The 19470-nt window shown below is 54.8% G+C and carries 18 protein-coding genes; 9 read left to right on the top strand and 9 right to left on the bottom strand.

Annotated elements, in window-relative coordinates:
- The coding region (locus GOX73_RS15680) for a universal stress protein (RefSeq protein ID WP_171135001.1) at window positions 1–811 on the top strand (811 nt) is incomplete at its 5' end.
- 99 nt (window positions 812–910) lie between these two features.
- Here GOX73_RS15680 and GOX73_RS15675 read toward each other — a convergent pair.
- Window positions 911–1456, bottom strand: coding sequence for a flavodoxin domain-containing protein (locus GOX73_RS15675; protein WP_171126445.1), 546 nt, complete (start codon window positions 1454–1456; stop codon window positions 911–913).
- Between the two features lie 327 nt (window positions 1457–1783).
- Window positions 1784–3088, bottom strand: a complete 1305-nt coding sequence (locus GOX73_RS15670) for a ferredoxin reductase family protein (protein WP_171135000.1) — start codon at window positions 3086–3088, stop codon at window positions 1784–1786.
- A gap of 364 nt (window positions 3089–3452) precedes the next feature.
- Here GOX73_RS15670 and GOX73_RS15665 point away from each other — a divergent pair, with 364 nt between their 5' ends.
- Both GOX73_RS15665 and GOX73_RS15660 read left to right on the top strand, forming a co-directional pair.
- Entirely contained in the window at window positions 3453–3872 is a 420-nt protein-coding gene (locus tag GOX73_RS15665; protein ID WP_170697089.1) for an Hsp20/alpha crystallin family protein, read from the top strand.
- A gap of 219 nt (window positions 3873–4091) precedes the next feature.
- Window positions 4092–5684, top strand: a complete 1593-nt coding sequence (locus tag GOX73_RS15660) for a trypsin-like peptidase domain-containing protein (RefSeq protein WP_171134999.1) — start codon at window positions 4092–4094, stop codon at window positions 5682–5684.
- On the opposite strand, the gene GOX73_RS15655 is transcribed toward GOX73_RS15660, so the two are convergent.
- Both GOX73_RS15655 and GOX73_RS15650 read right to left on the bottom strand, forming a co-directional pair.
- Window positions 5685–7301: a hypothetical protein gene (locus GOX73_RS15655; RefSeq protein ID WP_171126442.1), complete on the bottom strand. Its 1617-nt coding sequence runs from the start codon at window positions 7299–7301 to the stop codon at window positions 5685–5687. It abuts the gene before it with no gap.
- 43 nt (window positions 7302–7344) lie between these two features.
- Complete coding sequence (locus GOX73_RS15650; RefSeq protein WP_171126441.1) at window positions 7345–8565, bottom strand: APC family permease; 1221 nt, start codon at window positions 8563–8565, stop codon at window positions 7345–7347.
- 437 nt (window positions 8566–9002) lie between these two features.
- Between GOX73_RS15650 and GOX73_RS15645 the strand changes: the two genes are divergently transcribed.
- Both GOX73_RS15645 and GOX73_RS15640 read left to right on the top strand, forming a co-directional pair.
- Complete coding sequence (locus GOX73_RS15645; protein ID WP_171126440.1) at window positions 9003–10607, top strand: Na/Pi cotransporter family protein; 1605 nt, start codon at window positions 9003–9005, stop codon at window positions 10605–10607.
- A gap of 160 nt (window positions 10608–10767) precedes the next feature.
- Window positions 10768–11175, top strand: a complete 408-nt coding sequence (locus GOX73_RS15640) for a c-type cytochrome (protein WP_171126439.1) — start codon at window positions 10768–10770, stop codon at window positions 11173–11175.
- A 15-nt stretch (window positions 11176–11190) separates the two neighbouring features.
- On the opposite strand, the gene GOX73_RS15635 is transcribed toward GOX73_RS15640, so the two are convergent.
- Complete coding sequence (locus tag GOX73_RS15635) at window positions 11191–12348, bottom strand: cation:proton antiporter (protein ID WP_171126438.1); 1158 nt, start codon at window positions 12346–12348, stop codon at window positions 11191–11193.
- A 200-nt stretch (window positions 12349–12548) separates the two neighbouring features.
- Between GOX73_RS15635 and GOX73_RS15630 the strand changes: the two genes are divergently transcribed.
- On the top strand, window positions 12549–12998 hold the full coding sequence (locus GOX73_RS15630) for a phasin family protein (protein WP_171126437.1): 450 nt from the start codon (window positions 12549–12551) through the stop codon (window positions 12996–12998).
- A gap of 57 nt (window positions 12999–13055) precedes the next feature.
- Window positions 13056–13463: a universal stress protein gene (locus tag GOX73_RS15625; protein ID WP_171126436.1), complete on the top strand. Its 408-nt coding sequence runs from the start codon at window positions 13056–13058 to the stop codon at window positions 13461–13463.
- A gap of 683 nt (window positions 13464–14146) precedes the next feature.
- Here GOX73_RS15625 and GOX73_RS15620 read toward each other — a convergent pair.
- From GOX73_RS15620 to GOX73_RS15605, 4 genes are read right to left on the bottom strand one after another with little or no spacing between them, the layout of a single operon-like run.
- Entirely contained in the window at window positions 14147–15301 is a 1155-nt protein-coding gene (locus GOX73_RS15620) for a saccharopine dehydrogenase family protein (protein WP_171126435.1), read from the bottom strand.
- Between the two features lie 3 nt (window positions 15302–15304).
- Complete coding sequence (locus GOX73_RS15615) at window positions 15305–16357, bottom strand: saccharopine dehydrogenase (protein ID WP_171126434.1); 1053 nt, start codon at window positions 16355–16357, stop codon at window positions 15305–15307.
- A gap of 14 nt (window positions 16358–16371) precedes the next feature.
- Window positions 16372–16986 (bottom strand): glutathione S-transferase family protein, encoded by a 615-nt coding sequence (locus tag GOX73_RS15610; RefSeq protein ID WP_171126433.1) that lies wholly within the window; start codon window positions 16984–16986, stop codon window positions 16372–16374.
- Window positions 16987–16998: 12 nt separating this feature from the next.
- Window positions 16999–17649 carry a histidine phosphatase family protein gene (locus tag GOX73_RS15605; protein ID WP_171126432.1) on the bottom strand — a complete coding sequence of 217 codons (651 nt, stop codon included), beginning with the start codon at window positions 17647–17649 and terminating at the stop codon, window positions 16999–17001.
- A gap of 269 nt (window positions 17650–17918) precedes the next feature.
- On the opposite strand from GOX73_RS15605, the gene gcvT reads away from it, so the two are divergent.
- Both gcvT and gcvH read left to right on the top strand, forming a co-directional pair.
- Window positions 17919–19016, top strand: coding sequence for a glycine cleavage system aminomethyltransferase GcvT (gene gcvT / locus GOX73_RS15600; RefSeq protein ID WP_171126431.1), 1098 nt, complete (start codon window positions 17919–17921; stop codon window positions 19014–19016).
- A gap of 18 nt (window positions 19017–19034) precedes the next feature.
- The gene (gene gcvH / locus GOX73_RS15595; RefSeq protein ID WP_171124633.1) at window positions 19035–19400 is read left to right on the top strand and encodes a glycine cleavage system protein GcvH; all 366 of its coding nucleotides are present in this window, start codon (window positions 19035–19037) and stop codon (window positions 19398–19400) included.
- Window positions 19401–19470: the final 70 nt, after the last annotated feature.

Here is a 19470-nt window from a genome sequence, read left to right as displayed (position 1 = left end):
TGATACTGACGACGCGTCGATTTTGGAATGCGCTGAAACTTCCCGCAACCAGAACAGTCACTTGAATTGCGTGTTGATCGCGGACTTACCCAACCTGCCTTACCTAAAGTATGGATCAAACAGGTTCGTTGAGGCGGGTCTTCCTTCAAACTGGTTGGATGTTCTTAACAGAAAAAATGCCGCCTTGAAGTCCCGCGCCACAGAAGTTGAAGCGCTCCTGGTCGGGCAGGGCGTATCTGCAAATGTAATTGCCTTTATGGGATCTGGAGCAGAGTTGAAGCATCTTGTGGCTGGCCAAGCCAATCGCTCTGATATCGCCTTTCTAGACGCTGAGTTGCGAAAAGACCCCGATTTGTTTCATAAGATCGCGTACGGAGTATTGTTCCATTCGCCGGTCGCCCTGATGATAAATGGAGATCCTTTTGCCCAACGCGACTGCATTTTTTTGGCATGGAATGATAGCCTGCCTTCGTCCAGGGCTGCGCATTTAGCTTTACCCATTCTTCTGGCTGCCAACGAAGTTGTAATTGGGTGTTTTGATTTGCCGTCGCCTGATGACGTAGAAGGTCAAGTGCCCGGAACTGACCTAGCTGGATGGCTTAGCCATCACGGTTGCACCGTGACTGTGTCGCAGTTCCCGTGCGGCGGGAATTCAATTGAACACTGCATTCAGGAACGCGCACGAGAACTGGAGGCCGACCTTGTTGTTATGGGCGCTTACGGGCATTCCCATTTGCGTCAGTCGGTATTTGGGGGAACGACGCAAGCAATGTTGGAGCAGACAAGGTTGCCAGTGGTATTCGGACACTGATGAAGAAAACTGGCGATTGTGATTTGCTGGGATAGGTAGCTCTGTACGTTCATCGGGTAATACGGGAATAGCCAGTTGTTATTGAGTACTCGCTTGAGGTTAAAGTTGATTTGCCCGACCGGTTCCGCCAAGAAAATCTATCACAATTGACGTCAGTTCATCCCAGTCAGTAAATTCCCGCACCCCATCTTGTGGATCGATTTTTCGACCAAGCAAGACAACGTGCTTAAGGATCTCCCTCTCAAAATACCCGTAGTTTTCCGGCTTCACTGCGCCTGCGACCAACGCCGTTGCATCTGGTTCAAAACCTGTTCGCATTAGCATTTCGTTGAGATAGTCGCGCGCTTCTTCTCGACCTGACACGAACGCAGCTTTTAGACCGATGGAAAGCACGAGAGACTTTCGTTTCATTAGGGCATCTCTATTTGAAGCGACAAAAGCCTCGAATGACTCGGGGTATCTACGCTCGTGGACAGGGGCCAGAAGAACAACCTTGACCACATCGTCAAGCGATACGTGGCTGGACATTTCATCGGTATTGATCAGCTTTGCGTTGAAACCGGCATTCTTCGCGACACTGCTGATGAAGCGCGCAATCTTTGCTGTCTGGCCTTCAACTGTAGCGAAGGCGATGAGTACGGTCATTCCGATCCTCCCATAAATCGGTCTGAATAGATTGCTGATTATGAATAAGAGGGGTGCTTTGCCCTTGATCTCCATCAAAGGCGTTACTTGGGAGAGTTGTGAAACTACTTTTCTGTCCTCGCAGATTATGTCTTTTGAGGAAGTTCGCGACGACATACATCTCCAAGCAAATCAGCCTTTTTCGACTGATAGTTTTGAAGTTAGCCAAGGCTTAACAGTCTGCCTGGCTACCGTAAGGAGAAGGCCAAGACAGCGATTAAGACTATGAAACTGATGCACCAAACTGCGAACTTCACCTGTTTGCGTGTGGGCAGGTTTCTGAGCAGTCTAATCATAGTCAAACCTTTCAGACAAAATCCGGTGGGACGCGGTGCTCCGTGCGATCAGATGATCTTCGACGGCGTCCATCATGGCAGGGGGGCCGCAGAGAACAAAAAGCCAGCTTTCAAATTGTTCAGAAGACAAATTGCGATCCAACAGGGGACCGTCGATCAAGCCTGTCTCTCCGGACCAATCCCTTGGCGGTTCGGATAGAACAAATACTGTTTCTTCTTTGGACAACTCCTGGCGAAAAACAATCTGCTCGTCCACCCGGTTGCCATAGATAAGCTTGAGATCGCGCTGTGTTCTACTCAGTCGAACTTGACGCATAATGCTCAACATGGGCGCGATCCCGACACCACCTGCGATTAAAACAATTCCAGTCTCAGGGCGGTGGCTGATCGACAGATTCCCATGTGGGGCATCCAGATAGACCCGGGTTTGCGGGGCGATCTGTCCGAGACTGCATGTAAAATCCCCAAGTTCCTTTATCAGGAATGAAACTTCGGAGCCTTCGGCTGGTGCCGAACTAATCGAGAATGGGTTCTCGTGCAGCGAGAAAGCACTGTGGCCGACATTTAGCCAGGCAAACTGCCCTGCTTCGAAGGTTAGTCCGTTGTGACCATCTGGCTTGATGCGCAACTCCCATTGCCTCGGTGTTAGTCGAGACACAGAAATGACGCGCCACGGCCTTTTCCTCTGACGTAAAGGCCGAACGAGATAGACATACAGCACAGTTCCAACTGCAATAATGGTCAGGGCAAGCCAGATATACGTCAATAGCGGATGCCCACCGTAGCGCCCAGCATAGACCGTGTGGTGCAACAGCAGGCACGCAATCACCAAGGCTCCCAGCCCGTGCAAGAGGCGCCATGTCTCGTACTTGCAATCAAGGGATTTACGGGCAATTGCCGAGGCGACCAGAATGAACAGTAAAAAATAAGCGCCGATGCCCGATACCAGCGCTGAAAAGTCGGTCGAAATCGTAATTTGGTTTGTTTCATCCCACGGTCGGCGTCCGCCAGAAGGCGTACCCTGATACAGAAGCGGATGTATCAGCGCAAAGCCGAGTGCTGTACGCGCCATCAACTGATGCACCCGCATGGTCACATCCATACCTAAGCCGGAAGAGATGAACCTGAACCGCCCAGACAGCAGGAACTCGACTAAGATTATTGAAAACGCAAGCATTCCAAGCCCGGACGCGAGCTCTTGATGAAATGATCGCGGTGGCCATCCCAGAGACCAAGATAAACCCAAGGGAGCCAATATCAGCAAAACGTAAATCAGCGCCAGATAAGGCCATTTCATACGGTTTCGCTCCACTGTGCTAAAGCTAGGCAGCTCGGGCTCATTCGAAATAAACGCTAGGCTGACCTGGGGTTCCGATCAAGACTACTGAGATTGGTGTTAAATCCACCACGACATGGCAAGCTTGGTGGGCGATGTTTCCCGTTTCTGTTCGTTCAACCGGTGCGTGCGATCTGGCGAAGGATGAGGTTGCATGCTTGCGCAAGATCAAGGTCCTTGACGGCTTTTTCTATCATAATGTTGCGCGCGCGAAATCAGACCAAAGGAGGAGGCTCAAAAAATGCTAGAAGACAAAAAATCCCCGCAACTTTTCACTGGAACGCATCCGCTCTCCGACAACTTTCGGCGTGAAATGGAAACCCTGATGTCGCGTTTTTTCGGGGGAGGATCACCTTTCCTACCAATGGAAACGGCTGCGCAACGCACGGGTTTTCCGTCTCTTGACATGACAGGTGCGATTTCACCTGCAATCGATGTCCAAGAAACGGATTCTGCGATTGTCCTGACGGCTGAATTGCCAGGGCTCGAAGAGGATGATGTGGAAATTGAAATCAAGGATCGCAGGCTAATCCTGCGCGGTCAGAAGAAGATTGCGCATGACGAAACGGGCGATCTGCGTGTCAGCGAAAGAAGCTATGGCAGCTTTTCCAGAGCCATGTCGCTGCCAGACACTGTGGAAATCGACAAGATTTCAGCAACATTCGACAAGGGCGTTCTGCATATCGAAATGCCGAAAACTGAGCCTCAGGATCCAAGCCGTAAGATCAAAGTATCGTCGAAATAGACGGTCAGTTGGCTCGATACGAGGCTTGAAAATGCCAAAGCAGAGGGCCGATCATGGATCGGCCTTCTTCGAACTGCGGTCTGATAGATGTTTTGGGTTGAATTCGGTAAACATCGCAGGTGCTTGTTTAAATGTGATTTTTTGTACATTAGCGTCAAACCATGGGTTTGGTGTTGCGGCGTGGTAGAATGCCCTCACGCGTTTGGATAGGGGGCCACAATGCGCAAACCAGAAGTGAGCGACATGACACCCTCAGTGAATGGTGGTGAAGGTGAGGTGCGGGCCTTTCTGGAGAGCCTTACAGGTCCATCGCGCGGAAACGTGAACTGGCTTGTCGATAAAGCCCTGACCGTCTCTGTTGGTGATGGCAGGGTGTTAGGCATTCGACCTAAAGATGACCTGCCTCCCCATGACAACGATATTGCCACACTACAGTGGGCTGACGACGGTTACACAATAGCCGCATCGGTTGGGCGCAATGTATGGGTAAACGGGCAAAAAGCCTCTGCGGCGTCTCTTAGGCATGGTGACATGATCGAGTTCGGCGAAAAGGGCCCCATGTCTCGATACAGATTGTGCGATCACTCATTTCCCGCACACCACACAGTCGAAGATATCCTCAGCGATGCATATGCTTACACCCGAACGAGCCGTCGACCCTTCGCCAAAAAGATGTCTGGTGCCTTGCGCGATAGTGGGCGGCGGCTTGCCTCTCAAACCACGATACTGTTCAGGATCACGGTTCTTGCAACGCTTCTTGTGATTGCGGGGTTTGGGTACCTGCTTTACCAAAACGACCGGCGCTTGGCGGATAATATCGAAAAGGAGTCCCGCAAGATCGAAGCGGTCGCGGTTATGCTTGCCCAGACGCGAGAAGATGCACTTACGCCTGATGACTTGGCTTCGTTGCGTGACGCTTTTGAGAACCAAATTCTGTCGACCGAGCAGCGTCTTGGAACCTTGGAACAGCGGGCGGGGGCACCCACGCGAGTGATAGCTGCCTCCACTCGATCTGTCGCTTTCCTTCAGGGAGCTTATGGATTGCGCCACGTGGAAAGCGGGAAGATACTACGGCACGTTTTGGGACCGAACGGAGAAAACCTGAAAACCCCGTTTGGTCAGCCTTGGATCGAACCGGACGGGACCGGCGAACCTGCAGAGTTTCAGTTCACCGGAACGGGGTTTTTGATCGCTGGGGTCCCGTTGATGGCGACCAACCGCCATGTCGCTTTGCCCTGGACCTCGGGGAACCGAGAAAAAGCGCTGAGTGACGCTGGCCTTGAGCCAGAGATGTTGAGGCTGCTGGCCTATTTGCCTGATCAGACGAAACCAATAGAGGCGCGTTTGGTCCGGTTCAGTGAAGCAGCAGACTTGGCGATTTTGGCAGTTGAGACAAGTCGCGTTCAGGGCCTCGGCATTCCGTTGGCGGATGCCACGTCGCGCGTGGGTGAAGAGCTTTATCTGTTGGGATATCCAACGGGTTTGAAAGCATTGATCGCGCAGGCTGGTCCGGGCTTTCTAGAGGAACTGGAAACAGAGGGGACGTTGAATTTTTGGTCGATAGCGTCCCGGCTTTCAGCACAAAGCAAGATCCACCCGCTAGCAAGCCGGGGGATCGTTGCGCGGACGAGTGGGAGCGCAATCGTTTATGACGCTGAGACTACGACCGGTGGGAGTGGAGGGCCAGCATTGAATCGGCGGGGCGAGGTCGTTGCCATCAATGCTGCGATCCTGCCCGAGTTTGGTGGTTCAAACATCGGCGTCCCGGTCTCACATCTCAGAGTTCTGCTGGGAGAGGTGGAAAGCCAGTAATCATTCGCTCGTTCGGAAGCGTGAGTTTTGAACGAAGAACACTGTAGCGAGTGGAACGATCACTGAGATCATGGCCACGCATATTAGCAGGTATCCAAGTTGACTGTAGTCTGCGGTGGACGTGACCTCACCGGTCTCAGGGTTGGTGACAGCGCGCGTGATTACGTACGTCTGGTTGAGGTACTTGGTGCTGAGGCTGCTGGCCGACAATGCCATGTTTGTGAACGATGCCATCACGGCAAAAAAGGTCGCTTTCAATTGAACTGGGGCATTGCGTGCGATCCAAGCCAACATCGGGACCATGGCAATCTGCCCAAGCGGCGATTCAACCGCTGTATCAAGAATGGCAATGAACCTTGCGTCGACAACTCCGCCGGTATGCGCCGCCGTCCATTCATGTACACCGTAGTAGAGGGCAAGGTTGGGCAGTGCGAGAACGCCCGCGGCGATCGTCAGCAATACTACCACATGCGCAATGGAGCGATTGGCCATAAACGGCCGGAGAACGATTAACCCGAACAACGCCAGCAGCGAAGTTAACAGAGCCAGAATTGCTAGGAATTGTTCATCGAACCCCAGTTCATCGATTTCAAACCAAGTCAGGCCTGGTCCCGGCAGAGGAACGGCACGGAAAACAAAAATGATTGTCGCTGTCCCGATTAAGGCTTTGACTTGGGCCGGTTCCAGCTCTTTGAGTAGGCGCGACATGAGGTACAGGATCACCGTTAGAGAAACCGCAAAGACTGTTTCTTGCGCAAACTCGAAATCGGCGGTTCCCAACACGATGCTAAGCACAACGAATGCCAGGCCGCCCAGCAATATGGACCATTTGACTTCGGTGACTTCATCCGGCTTGTAGGGCGGGTGGCCCGATCTTATACGCTGACGCTGGATCAAGCTGTGAAGGACGACGCCGCTTACGGACAATACAGGGATAGCCAGAGCTATCAGGTAAACTTGGCCATAAAGTGTAAGACGATCGGGCTTTTGCAAGTCCTCTGTTCCAGAGAAAATCCAGATGTTTACAGCTGCAACCGCGGCAAACCCGGAAATAATGGAAACTCTGCCCAAGGTTTGCATCGTCGTGTGCTGAGCACGGGTTTCTTCAGGCGAAAATGGTAGGCCGTTTGGGTCAACCTTTGGCACCGCCTCAACCGTCATGGCGTCGGCAACAACGTCCTGAATGGCATAGCCCGAAGGCGCCAAGAGCAAGGCAACAACATACCAGTCTTCCAGTGGCATGAAACTGGACATCTGCGCAGGTGCGGTCACGAGGCCGTACATGGTGAGCAAAGATAACGTGATCAGGGATGCGCCGAACAAGATCAGCAGGGACTTCCAGCGCCAAAACAGGTCCACGACATGACCAAGCGGCATTTTGAGTATCCACGGGATACCAGCCCAAAACGCGAGTCCTGCAACGAAAGAGGCGGATAAATCGAGGTAGTCTTTCAGGAAAAAAGCGCCGACGACTGAGGTCAGGCCGGACACGCCGGCCGCAAAATAGACCATCAATGGCGGCAGATAGGACCATTGCAGCTGCTGAACCAGATCCACAAACGTTCTATGCCACCAGGCCGAGAGTTTTGATCCTATGGAAGTTTGGTCAGTCGTCATATGCCGTGGTAGCTCGTGGAAGCCTTTGGGTCGTTGTATTTAGTTAGAGAAATCCAGATCCGAAAAGCAATGCACTGGTGATCACCCCAAGGATCGGTACCATAAGAGGAACGCGGAAGTGCTTGGCAGCCTCGTCCGGCTGCATCTTCAGCAGGATCAGCGAAATGTTGACAAGTACAAAGACACCCAGAACGATCTGGGATGTGCGCTCTGCCAGAGTACCAATCGGTAAAGTTTGAGTCAGCAGTACGATGATCGCCACGACCAGCAAAGTAGCAACTACTGGTGTCTGCGTTGCTTTAGGGACTATCGCCAGAACCTTCGGCAAATGGTCACGGTCAGCTAGTCCGTAGATCACCCGCGAGGCCATGATCACCTGGATCAGTACTCCGTTGACTGTCGCCACAATCGCGACTGCGGAAAAGCCCTGTTTAATCACCTCGGGGGCGTTTGAAAACACAAGCGCGAGGGGTGCTGCGGACGTCGAAAGAACATCGATCGGAACAACAAGTAGAACGGTCATTGAGGTTCCAAGATACAACACGGTTGCCAGAACGAGCGTTAGCATAATCGCTTTTGGGATGGTGCGCACAGGGTCTTTAACCTCTTCAGCGACATTGGCCATGTCCTCAAAGCCAACAAATGCAAAGAAGGCGAGAAGTGATGCTGCGAAAATGCCTCTCCACGCGTCGAGTTCCAGCGGCGGAAGCATCGAACTGATCCCATATCCCTGCGGATCTTGGATCGACATGCCCCAGCCAATCACAAAAAGAAGACCTGCGATCTCAATGATCGTGATGACAGCCGCGACAAAGACCGACTCAGTGATCCCCCAAAGCGCGATTAGACCCATGATCAAAACAACACTGATAGTCAAAAAAGGGATCGCAAAACCGGTCAAAGCGTGAAGGTATGATGCTGCGCCAATTGCAACGGCAGAAGCGGAGATAACGCCCGAGGCTGCCACCGCGAGCCCAACGAAAACCGCCATCCAGTTTTTCCGAAATCCCGCCTCAACATAGGCTGCTTCACCTGCGCTGACAGGAAATCGAGTTGCGAGTTCTGCATACGAAAGCGCGGTGAGTGATACGACGAGCGCAGCTACAACAAACGACAACGCCGCAAACGGTCCGGCAATGTCTGCTGTTGCACCGACTAAAACGTAAATGCCAGCTCCGACCGTTACCCCAAGGCCATAAAGCGTGAGCAACGGGGTAGTAAGGGCCCGTCTGAGTTTCTGTTCGTTTGGATCAACAGAGTTCATAAGTGATTTCCGCCAACTGCCCATTCCGAACGTCGTCAGTGGCGTCCTTCTCTTTTTGTCTCGATTGGCGCAGCGACTTAATCCTTTGGTCAAAGCTGCACCGAATGCCTTGTGTCTCAACGTCTGGGCGCATTGGGCGCCAATCAACTAACTGGGGGCTCGCCATCACTCCTGCCGAGCCCCCGTGGGTGGAACCTCCACTCCTTCAAAATTCCGTTCACCTTTGTGTTTACTTGGGGACAGGACGGTGAACGTAGAATATGTTGAAACATTCGAATTTCACTATGTAATTCGTATTGGTGCTTTGATCTATGTCAATCAACTCGCGGCGTCGGGTCTGCGAGGCTGAACGCAAACCAACTGTCGTTTGTCGTCGAACTTAAAGGCAAAGCAAACGTGTTAGTCGGTGTGAGATTTAGGGTGGAAAGCTATTCGTGATGTTTTGGAACCTGTTACCAGCCTTGGGCGGCATCGGCCTGTTCCTTGTCGGAATGCTGTTGATGACGGACGGATTGAAGGCTTTGGCAGGGGCGCGACTGCGGGATATTTTGGGCCGGTTCACGTCGACACCGTTTACCGGGGCCGTAACAGGCGCGGTCACGACAGCTGCAATCCAATCTTCCAGTGCGACCACAGTTGCGGCCGTCGGATTTGTCGCGTCTGGTCTGCTCACGTTTCCCCAAGCGCTTGGGATCATCTTTGGGGCCAATATCGGAACGACCATGACAGGTTGGCTCGTCGCGCTCTTGGGGTTCAAGTTAGACTTGGGGCAAGTGATGTTGCCAGTTGTTTTTATTGGGGCTTTGCTGGCGCTTTCGGGAAGAAAAACAGTTTCCGGCCTCGGACTGGCGTTGGCCGGGTTCAGTTTGATTTTCATTGGGATCGAGCAGCTCAAGTCCGGGCTTGACGCGTTTCGCGGCGTAGTTACCCCTGCCGATTTTCCTCCAGATACACTGCTAGGCAGGCTGAAGCTTGTATTGATCGGCGTCCTGATAACGATGGTGACGCAGTCTTCGAGCGCTGGCGTCGCGACAGCATTGGCTGCGTTAAGCGCTGGTGCTGTGAACTTCCCTCAAGCGGCGGCACTTGTCATTGGAATGGACGTGGGGACGACTTTCACCGCTGTTCTGGCCACCTTTGGTGGGGGCACTATGGCTCGCCGCACCGGTTTTGCTCATGTGATCTACAACGTGATGACGGGTATAATGGCATTTTTCCTGCTGGGGCCGTTTACTTCGGTCTTTGTAAGCGGGGCGGGGGCAGGAAATTCTCTGACTGCGCTTGTCGCGTTCCATAGTTTCTTCAACGCCATAGGCGTGGCGCTGATCTTGCCGTTCGCGAAACCCTTCGCTAGATTTGTCGAGGCGCTTGTACCCGACAGAGGTGCTGAGTTAACGAGATCTTTGGATCCTCTCGTCCTCGGGATGCCGGAAATAGCTGTGGATGCAGCAAAAGCTGCAGTCGAACGTGTTGTAAGGGCCGAAGTGGCGCACCTTCGGTCATGTATTGAGGTATCGCAGTCAAGCGGAGCCGACTATGGGCGGGAGAACATTGAGACTGCTGTATCCGAAGCGCGCTCGTACCTAGACAAGATAGAACCGTCCAGCAGGTCCGATGTAGAGTTATCCAACATCAAGGGTATGTACCATATCCTCGATCATCTTGACCGGCTGCTTTACCGGTGTAGCCAAGATGATCGGATAAGCGAGTTACCAAAAGACCGGCGTTTGAAACGGCTTGCTTCGGTGATGATTGCAGCAACTGATGGTTACTTGGAAGTCGACAATCCAGTGAAGTGTGAAAGTTCGCTGAACCGCGTTCGCCGTTTTCTGCGGCGACAGAGGAAACTTCGCAGAGACTTGCTCATCTCCGACGCTGCGACTGACAGTCTGCCGGATGAAGTGGTCTGGGCTCGCTTGGATGCCCTCAGATGGTTGCATCGCGTGTCTTATCACCTCTGGCGAATTCGTTGGCATTTGAACGCATTGGAAGGTGTGCCGTCTGGGCGCAAGGGTGGTGGGGTCGATGACGAGGTGGCGTAGTTGGAGGCCGGGCTGGATTAGATTCGGCGCGCGCTCAAACGCTATTTGACTGAAACGCCAATGTTCGTACTGGTGCGAACAACATGAGCAAGGTCAAAGACGTTCCCTAGCTACACCGTTTAATAAGATCTTCATCCGGGGCAGCGAATTGGAGGAGCATATGCAGATTGTTCGCGGGATTTTACTGGCACTGTTGTTCACGGGACCTGCAATAGCGCAGGAGGTCAGCGTCAGTGAGGGAAGTGATTTGTACCGGACGTATTGCTGGCAATGTCACGGTTTCGAAGCGACCGGAGACGGACCAATGGCCGAAATGCTGGCTATTCGAACACCCGACCTAACCAAATTGGCGGGCGAAAACGACGGTGTATTTCCGATAGTTCGCATAGCTGAACAGATTGATGGTCGTTCACAATTGCTCGCCCATGGCGGCGAAATGCCAATCTTTGGCGCGGTGTTTGAGACAGACCAACAAATCGCAGTGGCTCTACCTAATGGGCAACCTATGATGGTAGGCCTGCCGTTGGCGAATTTGCTCGCCTTCCTTGAGTCGATCCAGTCTGAATAGTCACTGACCAATCTGCTAGTCCGTGTCAGCCGTGTGTTTGATTGACATGAGAGTCAGTGGCGGCCCCAACACCTCGAAGACCACAGTACTGGCTAGAGTAAAGGCCATGATCGACGCGGCCCAATGCGGAAATTGTTCTCCAGCTACAAGGGCCATACCTACCGCGACACCAGCCTGTGGCAACAAAGCGGGACCGTACCAGCGGGTCTGACGGCGAGGCAGGCCGCCCAGTTTTGCTCCGCAGTAACCTCCGACAAGGCGGGCCACGGCACGCAAGATTAGGAAAAGAGCACCAGCCCAGCCCATCAAACCGAAGGCTTCAATTTCCAACGTGGCGCCAGCCAGTAGGAAGAACAAAATCATGAACGGCCACTGAATATGTTCGATCTCGTGAAAAGCACGATCATGATGGCGGGCAAGATTCCCGATCACTGCGCCCGCAACCATGCCTGCGACCAAGAATGAAACCTCCAGCCAAAGCGCGAGGCCCGCTGTAAGAAAGACTATTCCCACTGCTTCTGCCTGCATTGGCTCTCCCGGTTTCAAGCGGCCAGTCAGGTAAGCGGATGGCACGCCTAGTGCGGAACCCAACAAAATAGCCCCTCCGAAATCCCAAATCGCCGTGGTCGTGACTGTGGCCCAACCATCCGAATGACCGGCCAGAACTAAGGCGATGCTGAAAACTAACAGACCCCAAGCGTCATCAATTGCGACGACGCCCTTTAATGTCTCGGTGAAGCTGTTGGACACCCCAGATTGATTGATCACGTCTGTCATTGCGGCCGGAGCTGTAGCCGTAGCAATTGCCGCCAGCACCAACGCCAACCCGAAGGGTACGCCAATTGCGGTCAGTCCGGCAGACACAATAACAAGGGTTGCCACCACGATTGAAACCGAAATCGTCAGAATGGCTCGGCCATGCTGGACCAGGTTCTCGCGAGTCAAAGATCCTCCAAGAAGAAACGCGACCATCGTCAAGGCCACAATGGATATCTCGTCGAACCACATTGCAACGTCGAGTGGGATCAACCCTATTCCGGCGTTCCCGGCGATCAGACCGAGGAAAAGCAAGGTTGTAACACGAGGAAGATGCGTGGCCCGGCCAAATTGATCGGCCGCCAATCCGGCAAGGAAGAGGACACCAAGGGTAATCAGAAAGCCGGCAACGTGCATAGAAAACCAAGCGTTAAGTTCTTGTCTAGATTACTCTAACTCCAACCCTGCCTGCTAGGAACCGGTGTCGGAGAGAATGCGAGCGCCCTGTCGCGGTCTAAGCCGAGAGTGCTAAAGATAAGGGTAATTGATCTGTATTAAGGCGAAAGCATGCCGCAGGTGGCACAATAGCTTATTCAGGAAATGAGGAGGAATTTTCGATGCCGAGAAAGAAATCTAGCACAAATAGCCCGACCTCACTTGTGGATGTTTTCAAGCAATTGCAGCCGCCCATGTCTGGTAATCCGGCCTTCGGCGCCCAGATCGAACAGTTTTGGGACGCACAAGAAAAATTGCTCGAAGAAACAGAGGCCTTTGCACAGCATTGGTTCGAACGGCGTCATGAGGCGGTCCGAACGGCTCTAAAAGCTGCGCGCAATGTGTCTTCCGCGCACCCGTCCGATCCCTCTAAAGCCGTTCAGAGCATGGCGGAGTGGCAGCGCCATTCGGCGGAGCGGTTGGTTGCTGACGCTCAGGAATGGTTCGAAACCGTGTCCCGTTGTGCATCTTATGTCGCTGAAACCGAAGCTGAAGCTGTTGAGAAAACAGTTGATGAGGTTGTAGCCGCTACAAAGAGCGCGGGGAAATCTTCAAAGTCCGAGCCTGTATAGGTTTCCTGCTGCCGAGGAACCAAACTGGAATCATCGGAGCAGTAGATAGGAGGTCAAATGTACAAGAATATCCTGATCCCGGTTGCTCTGGACCAAGAACACGACACACAAGCGTCGTTTGAAGCCGCGCGCCAATTGGCTGATGCGGACGCTGTATTCACCGTGATACACGTCCAAGAACCAATTCCGGCGTATGTAGGGTCTCAGATTCCCAGCGAAGTACTTGCCAAAACGCGGCATGAAATCCTGGAAAACCTGCATCAAACTGCTTCTGAAATTCCAGGCGCGAAGGCTCGGCTCATCTCTGGGCACGCGGGTAGGGCTATTGTCGACTTCGCAAATGAGAGTGATGCGGATTGCATCGTCTTGGCTTCGCACAAGCCTGGTTTTGAGGACATATTTTTAGGTTCCACTGCAAACAGAGTCGTGCATCACGCCAGGTGCTCGGTTCATGTAATTCGTTGAGCCAATGTTAGCGGTGTGGCTTCCTTTTTGAGTGGCTCGATACTTAGTGAGCCAAATCAGATCAAGAGAATTGACCGCTGAGCCAAAGAACCCTTGGACTGCAGCTTGCCTGCGGTTTCGAATTTATTAGAACGCTGGATTTCTTTATTGTGAAGAGCAGTTGCTGGTCGGTCGCTTGGACGCTTTCGACACTTGGGTTGCTTCGGAGCATCAGATTGTGTTTCGAGATGTAGTCTACTTTCCTTTTCTTCGAAGGACGGTTGTTCGATGAAGGCCAAATCCTGCTCCCGCAACCAGGTCGGAAACTTTCAAAGCAGTCCGTTCAGACTACAATTGAGCCACCAGATCAATCGCTTAACGTCTTCACCTCGTCGTTAGTCGGAGCTTACGCGGCCCCACCGGGGCCACGGCCCCCTTACTAGATTGATGCGAACCGATCTGACTGCTGAGTAATTGCTTCGCCGGGAGGGCGACAATAGGTTGAAACCGCTTGTGTTTCGTCTCACGCAACGAACTCAATCACTTCCAAGTGGCCTCCAGTTCTATACGCCAAGCCCTGCCAAATCAGCTCAGTAATAGCCACTTCTGCGGCTATTACTATGTGATGGTTCCCCCCGGGGATAGGAGGAAGACGCGCCCAGCGCAAAAATTCCCTGTAGTGCTACTTGCCCGAACACGCGCCCTCAGGACACGGCGTCCGTCGAATGTGTCACTACTTGCAAGTGCTGAGCCAGTTTGTCGACTTCCGACATCCAGCTTTGCACAAGCTTAGGATCGCTGGGGGCGGCATGAACGCCGGCAGGAATTTCGCGATTCAACACAGACTCAACAGCCAGAGACACGGGGATAGACACCAGTCGCGCCATTGCGGTTCCGCGTTCGTCACCCCAGGCATCCATAACATAGGTCTTGTGCCAGACCTCGGAGCCGTCTTTTTCGGCCTTCAGGCCCACGCACAGAACCACGCGGTCAGGCTCGCCTTCGTCATAGGCGTTTTCGTCCCAGAACTGATCCGACATTTCTTTCAGGCGCGCGTCGCCTTCAGGGCCGGACAGGGTTTCGATTTCGGTGAACACGTCCGACCAGGCATCGGCCCAGCCATTCAGGCGCAAGGTGCCGCGGACGAATTCCTTGATCGGCCAGTGATCCTCGAACTGGTATTCGGCCATGAAGGGCAGCGAGTCGCGGTTGGGGTAGACCTCGAAGCTTTCCGGGGTTGGCAGAGGCGCGATGTAGCTGGTGATTGCGTCCCACGGGCGGGCGACGTCCAGTGGTGCGTAGTCACGGATCGACTTCGACGGTGACCGTAGGGCTTTCAGCACGCCCAGAGGCGACCAGCTAAACTTGTAGCGGAACGGGTTGGGGTTCTTCGGGATGCCGCCGCAATAGGAAATGAAACTCAGGTGGTTTTGCGGATCAAACGCGTCCGAGGCGCGGTAATCGGCGACCAGCGCGTGCGCCATTAGGTGATCAATGCCGGGGTCCAGACCCACTTCGTTGATCAGGGCGACACCGGCTTCGCGCGCCTTTTCGTCCAACGCGCGCATTTCGGGTGCGATGTAAGAAGACGAGACGAAATTCGCGCCCTTCGCAATCGCCAGCTCGGCCAGAGGAACGTGCCAGTCGCCAGGCAGCATGGATACGATCACGTCGCCTTTTTCCAGCACTGCGCCAAGCGCGTCGATGTCAAAGGCGCGGATGTCGTCGGTCAGGTCTCCGACCTCGGAGCGGGCCTTGTCGATGGTCCGGTTCCAGACGGTGACTTTGTGGCCGCCCTCGATCAGGCGGCGCAGGCCGGGGATGGCCGACAGGCCGGTGCCACACCAGTGAATCGTCATCGCTCAGATCCCTCTCATATGAGTTTTGTAGGTTGTTTCGGCCCTGCCCCAGACGCCTTTGTCCAGATCGGTCAGGGTCAGCAGCGAGGGCAACAGTTGTGCGGCGTAGTCTTCCGAGCTTTCGACGGGCAGCATCGACGGCAGGTTGTCAATGGCCATAACGTCCATCACTGGATCGGCCGCCACGCGCAGGGCGGGTGCTTCCCATGTGGTTGCGCGGTCATAGACCGGCACCGGGTTGTAATCGCTGTCGGGGTCACACGCCACGTCGCCAATGGCGGTCAGGTTGCGCGGTGCGCTCATCGCGTCACGCGGGACAAAGACCGGCGTGCCGGGGCGCGCGAAGATGCAGTTCAGGAACAGGTCATGGTCAAGGATTTCAGGGAATGGCCCACCGCTGGCGGTTTCGGCCATGTCCCATTTGGTGACGGCAACGCCCATCGCCTCGCACATATCCGCAGCACCCGTGCCGACGCGGCCCAACGCGCCTATGACAATAGCACGGGGGCGGGTGCCCGTGGCGTCCAGCTCGGCAAGCAGCTCGGCGTTCAGAGCGTCCTTGTTCGGATACACTCCGACCGGAGGGCATTCCTGCCGCCGTTGTTGCGCGGCCCATGTCTTCAGCGTGACTGCCGCGCCCGCATACCCCGCCCAATAGCCAAAGGCGGCAACCCGGCGGCTGTCTTCGTCGACCAGATACTCCAGATCATACAGCGTGCCGCCCCCGGCCTTGAATCGCTGGAGCAGCGCCCGGCCCGAATGTTGCCCCTTATAGGCATGGCCGAACATGATGTGGCGGTGGGGCAGGGGCGTGCCGTCTTCGGGCAGTTCCTTGAGGCCGAAGATGATCGCATCCAGCGGGGCGTCCGGCCATGAATTCTCAGTCGCGATCTCGCAGCCTGCATCCTTGTAGCCCTGCAATGGGATGGCGCGGACATGGCTTTCCTCGACCGTCACGCGGATACCTGCGGCGATCAGAGCGGCGGCACCCTCGGGGGTTAGTCCGACCCGTTCCTCGTTCGGGCGCTGTTCCGCCCGGACCCAGAGATGTGTCATGTCAGTTCCTTTAGTCAAAGCATTCCGGCAGTGCGTACCGCCTGCACGGAAGGCCGCGCCTCCATCGCCTTGCGAAATGCGATGATCTTGGGAAAGGCCGACACATCAACACCGTCGCCCTCCAGCCAACTACACACCACATAAAGGTAGATATCCGCAAGCGAGACCTCATCCCCCAGTACAAACGGCCCACGCAGCCCGTTCGAGCAAATGTATTCGCAAGAGGCCGTCATCGTTTGTGTGACCTTGCCCTGCATATCTTTCCAACTGGATTCCTTGTCGGCCCACCGTTCACCTCGTACCTTGTGGGCGTGGTTCACATGCATGGTCGAGGCAAGGTAATACATCACCTCGCGCATCCGCGCGGCCATAATCGGGTCAGACGGAATCAACCCGGCCTGCGGAGCCACAGTGGCGATGTAATCCAGCAGCGCACCGGTTTCGGTCAGGATGCCCCCGTCAACGACCAGCGCGGGCACGCGGCCCTTGGGATTGATCTGCTTGTAGGCGGGTTTGGTCTGTTCGCCGTTTGGGAAATCCAGCTTGATCGCCTCATACTCTAGCCCGGCCTCTTCCAGAGCTATGGCAACAGCGATCGAGATCGTGCGGGGGGCGTAATAAAGCTGCATCTGAGCCTCCGGTTACAGGTGGGTCTGGGCGAATTGCCGGTCTGGGGCTTCCAGGTGTGGAACTGCGTTGAACAGCACCGGGGCAAGCTGTGCACCGATCGGGTGCAGACGATGCATTGACGTGTTCATGATGGCAAGAGCCACGCGTGCCATGGAAGGTATATCTAGCCCCATTGCCTGCCGCACCACCATCGAGATCAACCCCCCCGAGGTCACCACAATCGCAGGCCCGCCTTCCGTGCCGATATCACGCAGCGCACCAGATACGCGGCTTTCGAATTCCTCGAAGGTTTCTGGCGCACCTGTGATTTGTCCTTTGGCCCATGCGTCGAACGTGCGCGGCAGATGCTCGACAAACTCCTCGCGGTCGGTCGGAACTGCAATGCCGTGCTGTTCCTCGAACAGCTTGGCAATGGTGAAATACTCTAACTCATTCAACCGGGCGTCCCGCGTTGGTTCCGGCAAGCCCATGCTGGCGGCGGTTTCCACGTGCCGCGTGAGCGTTCCACAAAATACCCGCGGATGATGTGCGCGTGTACTTTGTAAATGAGCACCCAGCCAGCGTGCCTGCTGATGACCCAGATCGCTGAGTTTGTCGTAGTTTGCCTCGTCACGTGCTGCTGTATTCGCCTGGCCGTGACGCACCAGTGTAATATGTGACATGGCCGTCCCTCTTGGGCGGAGTCTTAGGGCAGGTTACCGGTCGGGACCAGAGCCGTTGGGCCAGTGTTTGAAAATAATTCTATTTGTCAGAATGCCTTGCTTAATGCTGAACCGGTCGTGATACATTTCGTGCATGGCGGGTGTTGCGTAACGGAAAAAAGTTTCCTATACGCTACAAAAATGCTGTATGCCCCTGTATGCCGAATGGTCGGGTGACCATTGCTTTTTGCACAGCATTGACTGACAACGGGATTGGAAAGGTCACGGATATGACTGACGCACCGAAGCGTACTCCGCTATATGATCTTCACGTCGAGCTTGGCGGTAAGATGGTCGATTTCGCCGGTTGGGAGATGCCGGTTCAATACCCGCTGGGGATTATGGGCGAGCATAAGCAGTGCCGCGAAAAGGCGGCCGTGTTTGATGTCAGCCACATGGGGCAGGTGATCCTGCGTGGCGAGAGTGTGGGTGAGAAACTGGAAACGCTGTGCCCCCAAGCCTTTGCGACCCTGAAAGAGGGCAAGGCGCGTTATGGGTTTTTCACGAATGCCGAAGGCGGGATTATGGATGACCTAATCGTGTCGAATGCGGGCGATCATTATTTTGTCGTCGTGAACGCCGCGCTGCGTCATCAGGACATTCCACATATGCAGGCCAATCTGGACGGTGTCGAAGTAATCGAGATCTTCGACCGCGCGCTGGTGGCCGTTCAAGGCCCCAAGGCCGAGGATGTGGTGGGTGACCTCTGCCCCGCCGCCCGCGATCTGAAATTCATGGAAACCACCGTGGCGGACATCATGGGCACCGAGTGTCGTATTTCGCGGCTGGGCTACACTGGCGAGGACGGGTATGAAATCTCGATCCCCGAGGACAAGGCCATCGAGATCACCCGCGCCTTTCTTTCACATGACAATTGCGAAGCTGCCGGTTTGGGCGCGCGCGACAGCCTGCGGCTGGAGGCCGGGCTGTGTCTCTATGGCAACGACATCGACCAGATGACCTCACCCATTGAAGCGTCGCTAGGATGGGCCATCCAGAAGCGCCGCAAGCAAGAGGGCGGCTTCCCCGGCGCTGACCGCATTCAAAGGGAATTGGCCGATGGCCCCGCACGCAGGCTGGTGGGCATCAAGCCCGAGGGCCGCGCGCCTGCCCGTCAGGGCGTTGAAATCCAATGTACCGAAGGCAACACAATCGGTCAGATCACATCCGGCGGGTTTGGCCCCACTGTGGGTGGCCCGGTTGCGATGGGCTATGTGTCCGCGGGCCATGCCGCACCCGGCGAGACCGTCAATCTGATAATCCGGGACAAACCGCAACCCGCACAGATCGTGGCGCTGCCCTTCGTTACCCAGAATTACAAGCGTTGAAGTCAGGAGAGAGACAAGATGGCAACCTATTATTCCGAAGAGCACGAGTGGATCGACGTTGACGGCGACACTGCAACGCTGGGCATCACTAAACACGCGGCCGAACAGTTGGGCGATGTGGTCTTTGTGGAACAGCAGGAAGTTGGGGACGAATTCGCAAAAGACGGCGAGATCGGCGTAATCGAATCCGTCAAGGCGGCCTCGGAACTCTACGCTCCGGTGGATGGTGAGATCGTCGAGGTCAACGAAACGCTTGCCGACAATCCCGGTGCGCTGAACGAAGACCCCGAAGGTGAGGCATGGATCTACAAGATAAAGATCACCGACGCATCGCAGCTCGAAGATCTGATGGATGAGGCCGGCTACAAAGACTTCATTGGCTAAACCCACGGCGGATCTTTGCACGGATCCGCCCTTCATCTGGCTAAAAATATCCCCGCCGGAGGCTCCCGCA

The organism is Ruegeria sp. HKCCD7221 (assembly GCF_013031225.1).
Taxonomy (GTDB): Bacteria; Pseudomonadota; Alphaproteobacteria; order Rhodobacterales; family Rhodobacteraceae; genus Ruegeria.
This window is presented reverse-complemented; position numbering and strand designations above follow the sequence as displayed.